General features: G+C 37.6%; 14 protein-coding genes and 1 pseudogene. 9 read left to right on the forward strand and 6 right to left on the reverse strand.

The window, feature by feature from the left end:
• A pseudogene (locus tag ACIQXN_RS02040) lies at nucleotides 1-239 on the reverse strand (hypothetical protein); the annotation flags it as partial.
• Between the two features lie 691 nt (nucleotides 240-930).
• Between ACIQXN_RS02040 and ACIQXN_RS02045 the strand changes: the two are divergent.
• The gene (locus ACIQXN_RS02045; protein ID WP_402961235.1) at nucleotides 931-1,386 is read left to right on the forward strand and encodes a hypothetical protein; all 456 of its coding nucleotides are present in this window, start codon (nucleotides 931-933) and stop codon (nucleotides 1,384-1,386) included.
• 221 nt (nucleotides 1,387-1,607) lie between these two features.
• On the opposite strand, the gene ACIQXN_RS02050 is transcribed toward ACIQXN_RS02045, so the two are convergent.
• The 3 genes from ACIQXN_RS02050 to ACIQXN_RS02060 all read right to left on the reverse strand — a co-directional run bounded on the left by ACIQXN_RS02050 (nucleotide 1,608) and on the right by ACIQXN_RS02060 (nucleotide 3,996).
• Nucleotides 1,608-2,006 carry a VOC family protein gene (locus ACIQXN_RS02050; protein ID WP_402961237.1) on the reverse strand — a complete coding sequence of 133 codons (399 nt, stop codon included), beginning with the start codon at nucleotides 2,004-2,006 and terminating at the stop codon, nucleotides 1,608-1,610.
• Between the two features lie 55 nt (nucleotides 2,007-2,061).
• Nucleotides 2,062-2,373, reverse strand: a complete 312-nt coding sequence (locus ACIQXN_RS02055) for a putative quinol monooxygenase (RefSeq protein WP_402961239.1) — start codon at nucleotides 2,371-2,373, stop codon at nucleotides 2,062-2,064.
• Nucleotides 2,374-2,547: 174 nt separating this feature from the next.
• Complete coding sequence (locus tag ACIQXN_RS02060; protein ID WP_402961728.1) at nucleotides 2,548-3,996, reverse strand: DHA2 family efflux MFS transporter permease subunit; 1,449 nt, start codon at nucleotides 3,994-3,996, stop codon at nucleotides 2,548-2,550.
• Nucleotides 3,997-4,253: 257 nt separating this feature from the next.
• Here ACIQXN_RS02060 and ACIQXN_RS02065 point away from each other — a divergent pair, with 257 nt between their 5' ends.
• On the forward strand, nucleotides 4,254-5,165 hold the full coding sequence (locus tag ACIQXN_RS02065; RefSeq protein ID WP_402961241.1) for a TetR/AcrR family transcriptional regulator: 912 nt from the start codon (nucleotides 4,254-4,256) through the stop codon (nucleotides 5,163-5,165).
• Between the two features lie 102 nt (nucleotides 5,166-5,267).
• Nucleotides 5,268-5,474 carry a DUF5316 family protein gene (locus ACIQXN_RS02070; protein WP_402961243.1) on the forward strand — a complete coding sequence of 69 codons (207 nt, stop codon included), beginning with the start codon at nucleotides 5,268-5,270 and terminating at the stop codon, nucleotides 5,472-5,474.
• Between the two features lie 50 nt (nucleotides 5,475-5,524).
• On the opposite strand, the gene ACIQXN_RS02075 is transcribed toward ACIQXN_RS02070, so the two are convergent.
• Nucleotides 5,525-6,154 (reverse strand): hypothetical protein, encoded by a 630-nt coding sequence (locus ACIQXN_RS02075; protein WP_402961245.1) that lies wholly within the window; start codon nucleotides 6,152-6,154, stop codon nucleotides 5,525-5,527.
• Nucleotides 6,155-6,444: 290 nt separating this feature from the next.
• Here ACIQXN_RS02075 and ACIQXN_RS02080 point away from each other — a divergent pair, with 290 nt between their 5' ends.
• The 6 genes from ACIQXN_RS02080 to ACIQXN_RS02105 all read left to right on the forward strand — a co-directional run bounded on the left by ACIQXN_RS02080 (nucleotide 6,445) and on the right by ACIQXN_RS02105 (nucleotide 11,434).
• The gene (locus tag ACIQXN_RS02080; RefSeq protein ID WP_402961247.1) at nucleotides 6,445-6,825 is read left to right on the forward strand and encodes a YwqH-like family protein; all 381 of its coding nucleotides are present in this window, start codon (nucleotides 6,445-6,447) and stop codon (nucleotides 6,823-6,825) included.
• 5 nt (nucleotides 6,826-6,830) lie between these two features.
• Nucleotides 6,831-7,109: a DUF5344 family protein gene (locus ACIQXN_RS02085; protein WP_402961249.1), complete on the forward strand. Its 279-nt coding sequence runs from the start codon at nucleotides 6,831-6,833 to the stop codon at nucleotides 7,107-7,109.
• A gap of 15 nt (nucleotides 7,110-7,124) precedes the next feature.
• Nucleotides 7,125-8,678, forward strand: coding sequence for a ribonuclease YeeF family protein (locus ACIQXN_RS02090; protein ID WP_402961251.1), 1,554 nt, complete (start codon nucleotides 7,125-7,127; stop codon nucleotides 8,676-8,678).
• Nucleotides 8,679-9,457: 779 nt separating this feature from the next.
• Nucleotides 9,458-9,793 (forward strand): hypothetical protein, encoded by a 336-nt coding sequence (locus tag ACIQXN_RS02095; protein ID WP_402961253.1) that lies wholly within the window; start codon nucleotides 9,458-9,460, stop codon nucleotides 9,791-9,793.
• A 422-nt stretch (nucleotides 9,794-10,215) separates the two neighbouring features.
• A complete protein-coding gene (locus tag ACIQXN_RS02100; protein ID WP_402961255.1) occupies nucleotides 10,216-11,025 on the forward strand; it encodes a hypothetical protein in 810 nt (269 codons plus the stop codon).
• Nucleotides 11,026-11,101: 76 nt separating this feature from the next.
• Nucleotides 11,102-11,434, forward strand: a complete 333-nt coding sequence (locus ACIQXN_RS02105) for a hypothetical protein (RefSeq protein WP_402961257.1) — start codon at nucleotides 11,102-11,104, stop codon at nucleotides 11,432-11,434.
• Nucleotides 11,435-11,857: 423 nt separating this feature from the next.
• On the opposite strand, the gene ACIQXN_RS02110 is transcribed toward ACIQXN_RS02105, so the two are convergent.
• A complete protein-coding gene (locus ACIQXN_RS02110; protein WP_402961259.1) occupies nucleotides 11,858-13,132 on the reverse strand; it encodes an Nramp family divalent metal transporter in 1,275 nt (424 codons plus the stop codon).
• Between the last annotated feature and the right edge of the window lie 229 nt (nucleotides 13,133-13,361).

The raw sequence follows: 13,361 nt of genomic DNA on the forward strand, positions 1-13,361 counted from the left end.
CCGGTTCCTCCTGTCGTCCCGGTTCCTCCTGTTGCTCCTGTCGCTCCTGATGGACCGGTTACTCCCGAGGCTCCCGGCTCTCCTGTTGCACCGGTTGCTCCTGTTGCACCTATGGATACGTTTTGTCTGTTCACTTTAATACTTACTTTTTGTTCAACCTTTTGATCACATTGACAATCTATCTGTTTACATTTCCTGCATTTTTTTTGTTTATGTTTATTATCCTTGTCCTTACCCAATTTTTATTACACCCCTTTTTCATACATAAGACTAGTATACGAATTCAGGAATAAATGGGATTGGACGCATACAATGACTATTAAGATTTATTTAATCATCTTTTCTGTTGGTAGCTATATGAGGGCCACTGACTACCTCCCTATTATTGTATCGCTAACATTAGATGAATCTTCATGAATCAAGTTCAAAAGCTCGCCGTTCCAACTAAGTAAAAAACATGTATACCACATCAAGAACATGAAATTGGCACGAAAAATAAAAGCATATTATACAACTTAAAGGAATGTCAAAAGTGGTGTCTTCCTTTTAAATTGAATTTGAATAGATAAGAAAGCAATGAAGGAAATCATGGGATTCAAAAACAAAACATCCATCCAAGAAGTCGCGATAATTCCATAATAGCTTAGTGAAAAGATACTTATTATGACAATGTTAAGGAGAAATAAACTACTACTAAGGACAGTTTTTTTCTCACTGGTCTGCTTTCCTTTTAAAACCTACTGTAAAGAAGGAAATAGAAAAAGGTTCAGTGGCTAAACTTCAACAGATTCCAAATACATATTACCCAGGAAACTTTGCAATCCCCTACCACCCCTGCCAAATGGATTATTTTTCAAAAAATATTGTGTCTAACTTGTGAACAAGAATAAAATAGCTTAATATATATAATATAAAGAGGGAGGAATTTCCATGATTAAGCAACCGTCAAAAGTAAGCGTTTTCAATTATGGTTTTGCTTTAGGTGTCTCGGAAGTATTCTTTTTAACAAGCTTTTACCTCAGCATCCTTGATGTATCTTACTTCGCTGTCGCTTTACCGTTTTCCGCTGTATTTCTATTAGTCTCCTTGTACTTTTTTATCCGTACAGATAAAGTCGCAAAGACTTTATACAAACAACGGGTAGAAAGGGAAGCTGTCTATTCGTTTTATCACAAGTCTTTCGGAATCTTCTTAATCATTATTGCTGCATTGATTTGTATAGCACTTGCTTATTTACCTTTCATCCAACAAGGAGGACATTTCTACATCCTTTATTGCGTACCGATGGCCATCTTATGCCTGGTTCCTTGCATTACATCGTATAAAGGGATGAAATTGTCCAAACTTAACATCGACAAGGCTTCACCTCATATTGATATGAACTAATGATGATTTCAATTTCAGTTAGCATCACTTTAAAAAAGATAAGTGGATGGGTACTGTTCTTCTGCAAACCATTTTATGAGCAGGCCCATCTCCTAAATCTGGAAGCTCAATCTTCTTCATATCCCTCATTCGTACCGTTTCGCTGCTTTTCAAATCCCCTTGGCTTCTTACCATCCCTTTTAGAATTTATCCTGTGAATTTCTTATCTTTTTTTGTGTTCACTATATACGGGGCTTTCCTAAACGCATGTCCACTTTTTTTGTTTTTTCCGTTTCACTTACATATTCAAAGAAGCCCAACCAATTACCCCAGGGATCGCTAAACGTTCCCCACTTCACTGGAACCTCCTCTCTTGAATAAATCTCAAAAAATTCGACCCCAAGTTCTTGTATGACTCTTTCTCGCTCTTTTTCCATACCAACTACCCCTATGCGTAACGGCCCGCTCCCTTCTGATGGCCTTCCTTCCGCTACCTGCAGCCAACTCCCTGGAACGAGTTCCCACTCCACGAAACCTTCATGAGGAATAAAATCAGGTTTACGTTTCAAAAAAGACTCATACCAATGGCGTCCTTCTTCTATATTAGAAACCCGAATTTGTACCGTCATCTCATATATCATTGATTTGCCTCCTGGAATAATTATTATCTATTTGTTTTTCATGTCATTTACCTCCCTAGCTTATTAAGCCTTTCCCCCCCTTTATACTTAAGGTACAGATCCTCTCCATTCCAGTAATGATTGGTTTTGCACGCTTTATTAATGTCTGTGTTGCTTCAAGTGCTAGAGAGTCTTGATGGGCTTTTTCGTTGCTCCATACTTCATGCACATATACAGTGTGTGGTTCGCCTTCCGAAACACTTACGAGATATATTTCGCATTTCTCTAGATTCCTCATCGATTCCGCTGCTTCCAACAAAATATCCACCATGTTATCCCTTTCCCCTTCTTGCACGATAAACTTGCCAAACAATCCGAATTTGCTCATATGATCCTCTCCATTTCCCATGGTATTCTACTTTATTCTTCTACAGCCAAGTACCATTTCCCTTTACATTAAATGGATTTTTCACTTGTTACATTCCTTCTATTTTTAAACAAAAAAATAGCATGACCATAGCCTATCTCGAAAAGGAGATTGCTTTGATCATGCTTATTTTTATTATGATGATTGTTTTTCTTTTTGCACGAACTTATCTTCTGCAGGCCAAGCACGCTTAATGAATAATGTTAAGATTAGCGCGACTCCAGCGATGAAGGTCGATACAAGGAAGGAGAAGTTAATGCCATCTAACATGGCTTGCATTCCCACTTGTTCCGTCATTTTAGCCATCGCATCAGCTGTTGGCTGGCTTGTTAGTTTGCTCATTGCCTCAGTCATTAAATCTTTACCAACCGATTCGGCCCGGTTAGACATGACCGTAACAAGCAACGCTGTTCCGATTGCACCTGAAACTTGGTTCAGTGTGTTATTCATCGCTGTACCATGTGGATTCATACGTGCTGGCAACGAGTTTAGACCATTTGTCATGATTGGCATCATCGCCATGGACATCCCGAACATCCGTACAGAATATAAAACCATGATATTAGCATACGTTGTTTCCATCGTTAACTGGCTAAAGTAATAGGTAGTAACCACCGTGATTAACAAGCCTAGAGCTGCAAGAACACGCGCTCCGAACTTATCAAATAGCTTACCGGTAATAGGCGACATAAGGGCCATGATAATCGCCCCAGGAAGCATCAACAGGCCTGAATCGAACGGTGAAATGCCACGAAGCGTTTGAATATACATCGGCATTAAGATCATGGCTGAGAACAATGCCATGTTCAGGACAATGGAAATAGTAGCAGATAATGCAAACATCGGATGTGCAAAGATCCTGAATTCAAGCATCGGTGTTTCCATTTTTAGCTGGCGCACAATGAACAGAACCAGTGAAACGGCACCGACGGCCAAAGTTCCGTAAACCCAAGGACTATCCCAGCCTTTACTGCCTGCTGAGCTGAATCCGTAAAGCAAACCGCCGAAACCTAAACTAGAAAGAATGACAGAAAGAATATCTATTCTAATATTTAATTTTTCCTTCTTATCTTTCAGTTTAAAGAAACCGAGGATAAGAACGAGTAGAGCAAGTGGAGTGATAACATGGAAAAGCATTCTCCAGTCATAGTGTTCCACAATCCAACCTGATAGCGTTGGTCCGATAGCAGGGGCAAACATCATGACTAAACCGAATAACCCCATTGCCGATCCACGCTTTTCAACAGGGAATGACGTTAAAAGAACGTTCATTAATAAAGGCATCATGATGGCTGAACCAGCAGCCTGAACCATACGAGCCGCTAATAACAGTGGGAATACATGTGCTACACCTGCAACAATGGTTCCGATTGAAAATAGGAACATCGCTGTCAAGAACAGGTTCCGTACCGAGTATTTTCTTATTAAGAAGGCTGTTGTAGGAATCATGATTCCGTTCACCAGCATATATCCTGTTGCCAACCATTGGACGGTTGCTGTCTCGATTTCAAGGTCTTTTGATATAGATGGTAGCGCAATATTCAAAAGAGTTGAGTTAAGTATCGATATGAATGCCGCAATCATTAAGATGGCTAATATGCCATAAGGGGGCTTTTTTTCTATTGTCTGAGTAGTACTCACTTTATATCTATTCCTCCATTCAAACTATTGGTTCATTTTCTTATACGGTAAGTCTAACTTTCTGCATAAAATATATAATATACTCCTCGTTCATATTTTGCAATAAAAATTTATTACGGTATTATTGGGTTTGTGCCAGTATTGAAAATAGTATACGATTACATTTATACAGGCATTATAATGGAAATAAGGGTGATCATATGAATGAACGCAAGCAGAATGTCATCGATACAGCTCATAAGTTGTTTATCGAAAAAGGCTATCAAGCGACTTCCATCCAAGATATATTAGACGGCAGTGGCATTTCCAAAGGTACATTTTATAATTATTTCCCCTCTAAGGGTGAATTATTTATGGCCATTTTCAGCTCCTTCTATAAAAAGATCCGCTTCGAACGTGAAGAACTATTAATTGGACAAGATGTAGCGGATATTGAAATATTCATTAAACAGCTAGAGATACAAATGATGGTGAATAAACAAAGTAAATTACTCATATTAATTGAGGAAGTCCGTGTATCCAACGACGAGGAATTAAAGGAATTCATCAAACGCATCCAATTATTAAGTATCCGTTGGATGTTAGGTCGTTTTATCGATATCTTTGGGGAAAGTAAAAAACCTTATTTATTGGATAGCACCATTCTCTTTAACGGCATGATGGCTCATATGAGTTATTTTAGTTTTCATGCCAAAGATGTCGCAGTGTCGGAAATTAAAATCATCCGCTACTGCATGAATCGAATTGTCGATTTAGTTAACGGAGTCGCTGAAAGCAAAGAGCAAATCCTTGATCCAGAATTAATCGATATATGGCTGCCAACCTTTAAAAACAATATGCACCAATGTCATAATGACTTGATGAAATCCACCTTGGCCCTTAAAAAGGCTACACACCGGTCCCTCTCTTGCCGTGAAGATCAATCAAAAGCAAATGAGCTAATTGACTTCATTCAAGAAGAGCTGATGCAATCCAGTAAGCCACGGATATTCTTGATAGAAAGCTTATTACAGGTTATCAAGACCCAATATGCCTCCAATGTCGAACAAGACATGGAACTATTCGAAGAAAACGTCAACACCTGTCTAAAGCTGTTGGAAAAAGAAATATAGAGGCTAAGATAAATAAGTACCCCCCTTCACTTTTTTAAATGAATCGGAACTTTTTTCCTTTTAGAACGTAGAGTTATTTAATATGAATAAGGGGGTGGGCAATTGCTAAAGTTATTCATGATTATCGGTGTGGTAGGAATATGCCTCTCAGGAATATTAATAGGTGCCTGGACTACCGGACCTGAGCAAAGAGCTAATTTCCATTCAGAAACAAGTGAACATCGACAGTTCAGAACAAGAATTTCATTATATGCCGGTTTTATAGGAATACTTTCCTTAGGCATTGCCGGGTTGATATGGTACTTCTAACAGAAAACCAAATAATAAGAAGGTCGCCATAGGTGACCTTCTTTTTTGTTTCATTGCGCCCATTTCTCATCATCGGAGATCTGTTCTTTTTTCTTCAAATCAAAGGATTCGTACTCATCATGAAAACAAAAATAAGAAGGCAATTCAATCGCTTCACCATTCGCTTTTTCCCAACACTCTGCAAACCACTTTGTGATGGCTTGCTTCTCTAATGTATCCAGCCCTTCAGCGTTCTGATCGTAAAAATCCCAAAAGTCATCTATTTCGTTCCCTAAGACGATGGAAAATGGTACATCTTCTACAATTCCCACACTACCTGAAAACATGCTAGAATCCTTTCCCTCATAAAATACCTCATTAGCTACTCGATCCATGGAAAACATCGTGATGGATAAATAAAAATCATTCCGTTCAGCCACAAAATCCAAGAGCTCCACTTCCGAATAAAAGTTGTAGGTTTGTACCTCTTTAAGCTTTGCGATTAGCGCATCCGAATTCGCCTCAAGGTTACCTTCTACGGACTTTATATAGTCGGCAACTGTATAACTTGTCTGAACTTCATTCTCCGTTTCTTCTATAATATTGTCTGCAGTATCGTCTGCCCCTGGCTTAGTATCGTTGTCTAGGTTACAACCACCCAACAAAACAGCACCCAATAATACGATCATGAACTTTTTCAAAATTTCCCCTCTTCTCTTAGTTGGCCCATTATCCAATCAGGATTTCCAATATAACAATAAATTACTATTTTACCATAAAGAAAACGATATAAAGAGATAAACTCTTGTAACCCTAGCATTATCACGCAAGGCTCATGATAACTCAAAAAAACACAACCTAGTAAAATTTAACTATCCACCTCAATGTTTTTCAGTAATAAATACCCATTTATTAAGTTTTTTTCCACGTGTTACCATATAGATACCGTGACTATTATCACCATACCTATAAGCATAAGGGGCTGAAAATATTGTCCTATCTAACCGATTTACTATCCGAATTAACCTTGAAGAAGCAACAGGTCGAAAAGTTAAAAACCTGCAAGCATGAATTAGACAGTCTACAAGGAGAATTCCTTCAGAACGAAAGAGTGGTAACGAACCCAGCGCTCTCTTCCCAAACATGGTATGGAACCTTAGCCACTGATTTTACGGAAGTTCGTGAAGACCTAGAATCAGCCTATAAAGATTTATCTCAATCTCAGTTGAATGCAGCGATAACGGCCATCGAAAATAAAATAATGAGCCTTCAATCAGAAATCACTTCATTAGAAACCAGGATTACGGCTGAAATCGAACGACTGGCTAGAGAAGAAGAAAGACGAAGACAAGAAAAGCTACGAAAGGATTGAATGGATTGAGTCAAGAAATAAAAGTGAATGGTGAAGATATAAAAACAGCCCTCTCGAAAATGGACCGTACAATGGAATCCTTCAAATCGAAATTACTAGACAATTTCGCAACCGGAAATGAATTAGACGTTGTAAAAAAAATCAAGGAACTAAACCATCAATTAGAAAAGATTGGCCAAACCTATAAAGAAATCTTAAAAGCTAATAACCAATCCGTACGAACGGCCATACAAGAGCTAGAACAGGTTGACCAACAGCTTTCAACTTCTATAAACGCACATTAGAACATGGAGGATACAATGAGGACACTTCATTCTCAATCTTTACATAGTGGAATAGATGGATTACTAAGCAAAGTAAACGCCCAAAGGAAACAGGCGAATGAATTGGAGAAGGTTATTCTTGAATTTTCCAATCTCGATGATTCCTTAAAAGGAAAAGGTGGTTCAGCGATACGCGCCTTTTATCAAGATTGGCATATCCCTTTCCTTTCATTCTATGACTCTTCTCTTAAAAACTATGAAGCAGTCCTGACGGCTCTTAAAGAAGCTTCCACTGAATTGGAGTCTGATTCAAACGGTTTTATCCGCCAAAGCTTTCTTGAAGGCGAACTCACGACAGGCTTAAAAAATGCACAAAACGTAACCATTGATTTAGTGGATGAAACCAACACCACCCTGGATCAGATACGTGATATCGTTGCCATCGAAAAGCTCAATGACCAGACATTTCTCACCCACTATCAAAGGGCTAATTCTAGAATAAAGAAAACGGTTGATCATTTAGGTGCGTTTGATACAAGCCAAACAAAAGAACTAGCATCCGTAGAGGATGACATACAATTGATAAACAAATATCTTAATGAAATTCAAGGTATGTTCAGTAGCGGAAGCTTCAGCATTCAAAACTATGATGTGAATCAATTAAAGGATAAGCCGGCATTTTCAGAGATAGAGAATCAAGTAGCTTCAGAAGGTAAGATGACATTTGGACAAATGCTTACTTCTCCTTTTGCCTATATAAACGAGAAAATGAGTTTTGGTGATAATGTCTTAGTAGGATATCAAGCGGCTTCCTCTATATCTACCATGTATTTGTCAAAAAAATTAAGTATTCATTACTTTGGTAGTAAACCGACACTGTGGCAAAAACTAAAAGGAAACTATGAGTTTTCTGTAAAGGCAGATCCATCTTGGACATCAAAAGGAAAACATAGCTCGAAAGTTTCGAAATGGCTCTTGGACTTTTCCAGATCCACACCTACTAATCCAGTGATGCAGAAACTACAGAAATTTGCTGCTTCTTACACAAGTCCTTCCCATATGTTAAAACATCTGGCCGGTTTCCCGAAAAACTTCGAACGATCAACCGGTAAAGACTTAGTTAAGGGAACAACTGAAAGAATAAAAACAAACGGTACAACAGGTCTCTTGAGTAAAGCAGCAGGAGTTAAAGGGTTAACAGCTGTAGCAAATAAAATACCAGTTGCAGGAACTGTGATATCAGCAGTTTCTAATATGAGTGAGTTTACAAATCCAGCAAATTCAAATAAATCTACCTCTGAAAAGACAGGTAGAACCTTATTTGGAATAACGGCAGATATGGTTGCAATTGGAGCTGGAGCAGAAATTGGAGCCACGATAGGCAGTATTGGTGGTCCTGTAGGTATAGTTGTAGGCGGTGCAGTAGGAGGCTTAGTAGGCGGTGTAGTAAGCTCTACGTTCGGTGATCAAATCAAAGACGCTGGTGGAGAAGTTGGGAAAATAGCTGATAAATTAATTACTAAAACTAGAGAAAAAGTCGATGAAATTGGCAGTAATCTAAAAAAATCAGTTGCAAGTTGGTTTAATTAAGTCCTTATTAAATCTCTTTATTTAAATCTTTTATAATACAATATTTAAATATCGAAAAGATGACTTAAAAGCAATAAAGTTTCCTCCATAAAGCACGATTTAATAATGTTTCGAAAAGAGGAAGATAATGACACATGACATCATTGAAGGTATAAGACTTTTATTATTATGTATACTTATAACGCAATTTGCTTACAGTCTCTCCATTTTTTTATTAGAAAGAGCGATGATTAATTTTTACACGATAGGGACTTACGAAGAACCTTCTACCCTTTTTCAAAAATCCATTAATTTTATAATGTTCATTTTAACCGGAATAGGATACAACATTTACATTAAAATCAGCAAATACAATTGGTTTGTTCGGAAGTTTTTATTTTTAATCGCCCTAATTTCACAAGGAATTGCTTCTATTATTATTTTTCTCATCATTTATGGGACGTTGAAAGCTATTTTTCTATAAGTTTGTATGTCTTGAAGAATAATATACTTACAAAATGGTTTTAGGAGAGTTTGAAATGAGAAAGCATATTAAAAATTTCATAGCGAACATAGCAACAATCATACTTTTTCTCATAGCGTGTTATTTTCTTTACACTGGCTTTTTAAAATTGTGAAATTTGTATAGTAAAACCTTGCAATAATAGGTATGAGAATTTTAATAGGAAATTTCTATTCCTAATAGCTCTTGTTTTACAAGGAATTGCTCTGTAATTATTTATTACACCATGTATGGGACGTTAAAAACTATTTTTCTATAACTTAGAAAGAGGAATATCATGGTAGATGATATAATTCAAGGCATCAGGATTTTTATAACATGTATACTCTCAACACAATTTGCATTTGGCTGTTCTATTTTCTTATTCGAAAGTGCGATGATCAACTATTATGCTATGGGAACTTATGAAAAACCCAGTACTCCGTATCAAAAATTCGTGAATTTTTTCATGTTCACTTTAATTGGTACTGGATTTCACATTTATCTAAAACTCAAGAAATACAATTGGTTTGTTAGGAAACTTCTATTCCTACTAGCTCTTATTTTACAAGGCATTGCTTCCGTAATTATCTTTAAAATCATTTATGGGACGTTGAAAGCTATTTTTCTATAAGGGTTACATTCCATTTTTTGAAAGAGGACAATAATGACATACAGTACAATCGAATGGATAGGAATTTTATTACTATATCTCCTCTCAATCCAATGGGGATCTAGCTTTGTAATCTTCTTATTCGAAAACACCATAATCAACTACTATTATCATTTAGGAACGTATGAGAAACCTAGTAACCTTTATGAGAAAACCGTGAACTTTTGCATGTATGCCATGATGGGTGCAGGCTTTTATATTTATCTCAGACTACGTAAATACAATTGGTTTGTTCGAAAATTTTTCTTCCTTATTGCTCTATTTATCCAAGCTGTTGCTTCTGTGATTATATATAAAATCCTATATGGGATAGTGAAAGCTATCTTTATATAACTTATCAAAAAGCGGATACATACCCATAATTCTTAAAAGGACGTGACATAATGAATCATTTGTTAACCTGTACGACTGAAGAGTTAGCCTTGATGGTGAGTGTTGCAGGACATCATGAGATTGCAAAAGGGATTGCCGAAACGGCTATTGGGGATAAGTCCGAAAAAGAGTGGTTGGCCATTCTTGAAGTGACGAAAAACCAATTGATCATGAAAAACATATGGAGTGAGGAGCAAGAATCTCGGGAAGAAGTACCATTAACGCAGGAAACTCAGCGTTTCATCGAAAAGTATATTGGCTCAAAACGAATGATTCGCTGCTCCAATTTCCCTCAAAAGTCCGTATTAATGCTTCATCACTTTGAAGAGGATGAATGGCTTTTCCATTTGATCGATCGAGATATCATTCATGAATTCGCGATTATCCCCTCTTCTGAAATCCAATTGATTATTAGAGAATATTATGGAATCTCCTTTGACAAATATGAAGGTGAGGAAGCTTTCTCACTGACCGAGCAAGCATTTGATTGGTTAAGTAATCCTAAAAAAGTTGATAAAGTACGCAAGAAGTCCAAGTTTACCCAGCAAGAAGAAGACAGTTTCTACTTATTCTCGGATGACCTGCGCACTTACGAATGGACTTTGTTTAATATCTCTAATTTTAGTATAACGAGTTATGAAGAAGAAACATATTTAGAGAACATTCTATTCTTTTTACCTTCCAATCGCGGAATATGGCTTGCAGAATATACGGAAGATCCAAAAACCCCTGTACATATCCATTTAGCCAGCCATGATGAATGGGAAGCCACATTAACTGGCATAGGTGACTTGGCTGCCTATCAGGGACAAACAATATAATGGAAGTTAATAGATTTATAAAGCGAAGGGCCCTTTCATTGAGAATGGCCTTTCGTTTTGAAAAGAGGCAGATTTTGTGGACGACATCATTCAAGGTATAAGAATTTTATTATTATGTATTCTTTCAGGACAACTAATGTATGGATTCTTAATTGTCTTGTTCGAAGAAACCATGACCAACTTCTATGCTTTAGGTATTTATGAGCCGCCCAATAATCTTTTTCAAAAAATAACGAATCTCTTCATGTTGGTAACGATTGGCTCGGGCTATCATATTTATCTTAAACTTAGAAAATACAGTTGGCTTATTCGAAAATTTTTATTCCTGATTGCTCTGTTTATACAGGCAATCGCTTTCGTTATTATTTATAAAACCATTTACGGAGTTTTGAAAGTTATATTTCTATAAGTGATTACCTTCATTTTTTGAAAGAGGACAGTATGACAAACAGTATAATTGAAAGTATAAGAATTCTATTAACCGGTTTCCTTTTAACGCAACTTTCGTATGGTTTCACCATTTTTTTATTGGAAAGTACAATGACAAACTTTTATGCTCTGGCGATTTATGAGAACCCTCGTAACCGTTATCAAAAGTTCGTTAATTTTTTCATTTTCCTTCTCGTTGGTTCCGGTTACTATATTTATCTAAGACTCAGAAAATACAATTGGTTTGTTAGAAAATTTCTATTCCTAATAGCTCTTGTTTTACAAGGCATTGCTTCCCTTATCATATATTACGCCATTTACGGGAGCTTGAAAGCCATCTTTCATACATAGATTTTCGTGTAATTTAAAAGGTTGCCGGAAAATTCCGGCAACCTCTTGTATACTATTTTGTGAAAATCCCTATAAGTTCATTAAGCCCAAGATAGGCAAACATGATGAGGCAAGCTGTTAATACCACATTAGGGACGGATTTATTCCGATACTCTTTATCTACCTTTTTTGAGTTTAATAATAGCAACAAGGAGATCGCCAGAAATGGCATGAATAATGCACCTAATGCTCCATAAATGATGATTAACTCGACAGGTTTTCCGAAATAAAACAGCATCATCGGAGGAAAAGTCAGCCAGGCTAGGTAAGCACGATAAGCAGGTTCTGTTTCGGATACAGCCTGTTTGCCTGCTGTTTTTTTCTTTCGTACCGTTTTAATAAAATCAGCAAAAAGGTACGGGACCCCGTTCCAAACGCCAAGTAAAGAAGAGAAAGCCGCGGACCAAAAAGCAACTAAGAATAACCAGCGCATCGGCGTTCCAAACTCCGCGCCAAGCATTTCAGCGAGTTTGATGAGGCCTTCATCATCGCGGATACTTACCCCTGTACCCATGAGGAACTGGGCACCGATTACCAATGCGGCCAATGTGAAGATGGCCGTTAAAGTATAGGCGACCTTCGTATCCGTCCGCATCATGGAAATCCAACCCTTCCCACTCCACTCTTTTTCACTTAACCAATATCCATAGGAAGCCATCGTGATCGTGCCACCAACTCCACCAATCAAACCGAGCATTAACAAAAAGGAACCTTCGGGGACTCGGGGGACAAACCCAACTGCGAACTCCCCTAAATTAGGCAAGAAGAGAAGTGCTGTACCGATAATCGTTACAAACATCACCCCGATCAATACCGTCATGACACGTTCAAACAGAAGATAGCGGCCGGTCCATACGAGACCGAACCCTGCAACTGAATGGATAATGGCCCAAGCCCAAAGAGGCATGATGGGAAACATGGCGTGCATGGCCAATGCGGAAGTCGATGCTGCAGCCGCTCCATAAATAAAGCCCCAAATGACTGAATAGACTCCAAAATAACCCGTTGCCCATTTCCCCAATGAATGCCAACCGTCAATCATCGTTTGTCCGGTTGCCAAATACCAACGTCCCACTCCTTCATTCAAAAAGTATTTCAAAATCGCACCAACGATGATGGCCCATACAAACGTCATCCCAAACGATGTTCCGATGACGATGGATGTAATCAAATCGGCAGTTCCAACACCTGTCGCAGCAACAACTATCCCAGGACCAACCTGCCTAAGCTTTTCTCTCATGGTAGTCGGTGGGAGTTTGATTTGTGCATGGTTAAGCTCTGTCTTCATATAAAACCTCCTAGAATAAATTTTCTGAAACCAAGCCTTTAAATGTAACCCCTTACATTCTTAAAGATATATAATGAATAAAAGTAGTTCACGTTTCTCCAAACCGTTTCACTATCCGTACGAAGTGTACACATAGTGAAACATATAACAATCATAGTTTTCTTTAGAATAGTTGTCAACACAGTTATTTAATTTTTCTTAAAACATATACTATTTTGATTTTTTCAGG

The sequence above is a fragment of the Peribacillus sp. NPDC097295 genome, assembly GCF_044761665.1.
Classification (GTDB): domain Bacteria; phylum Bacillota; class Bacilli; order Bacillales; family DSM-1321; genus Peribacillus.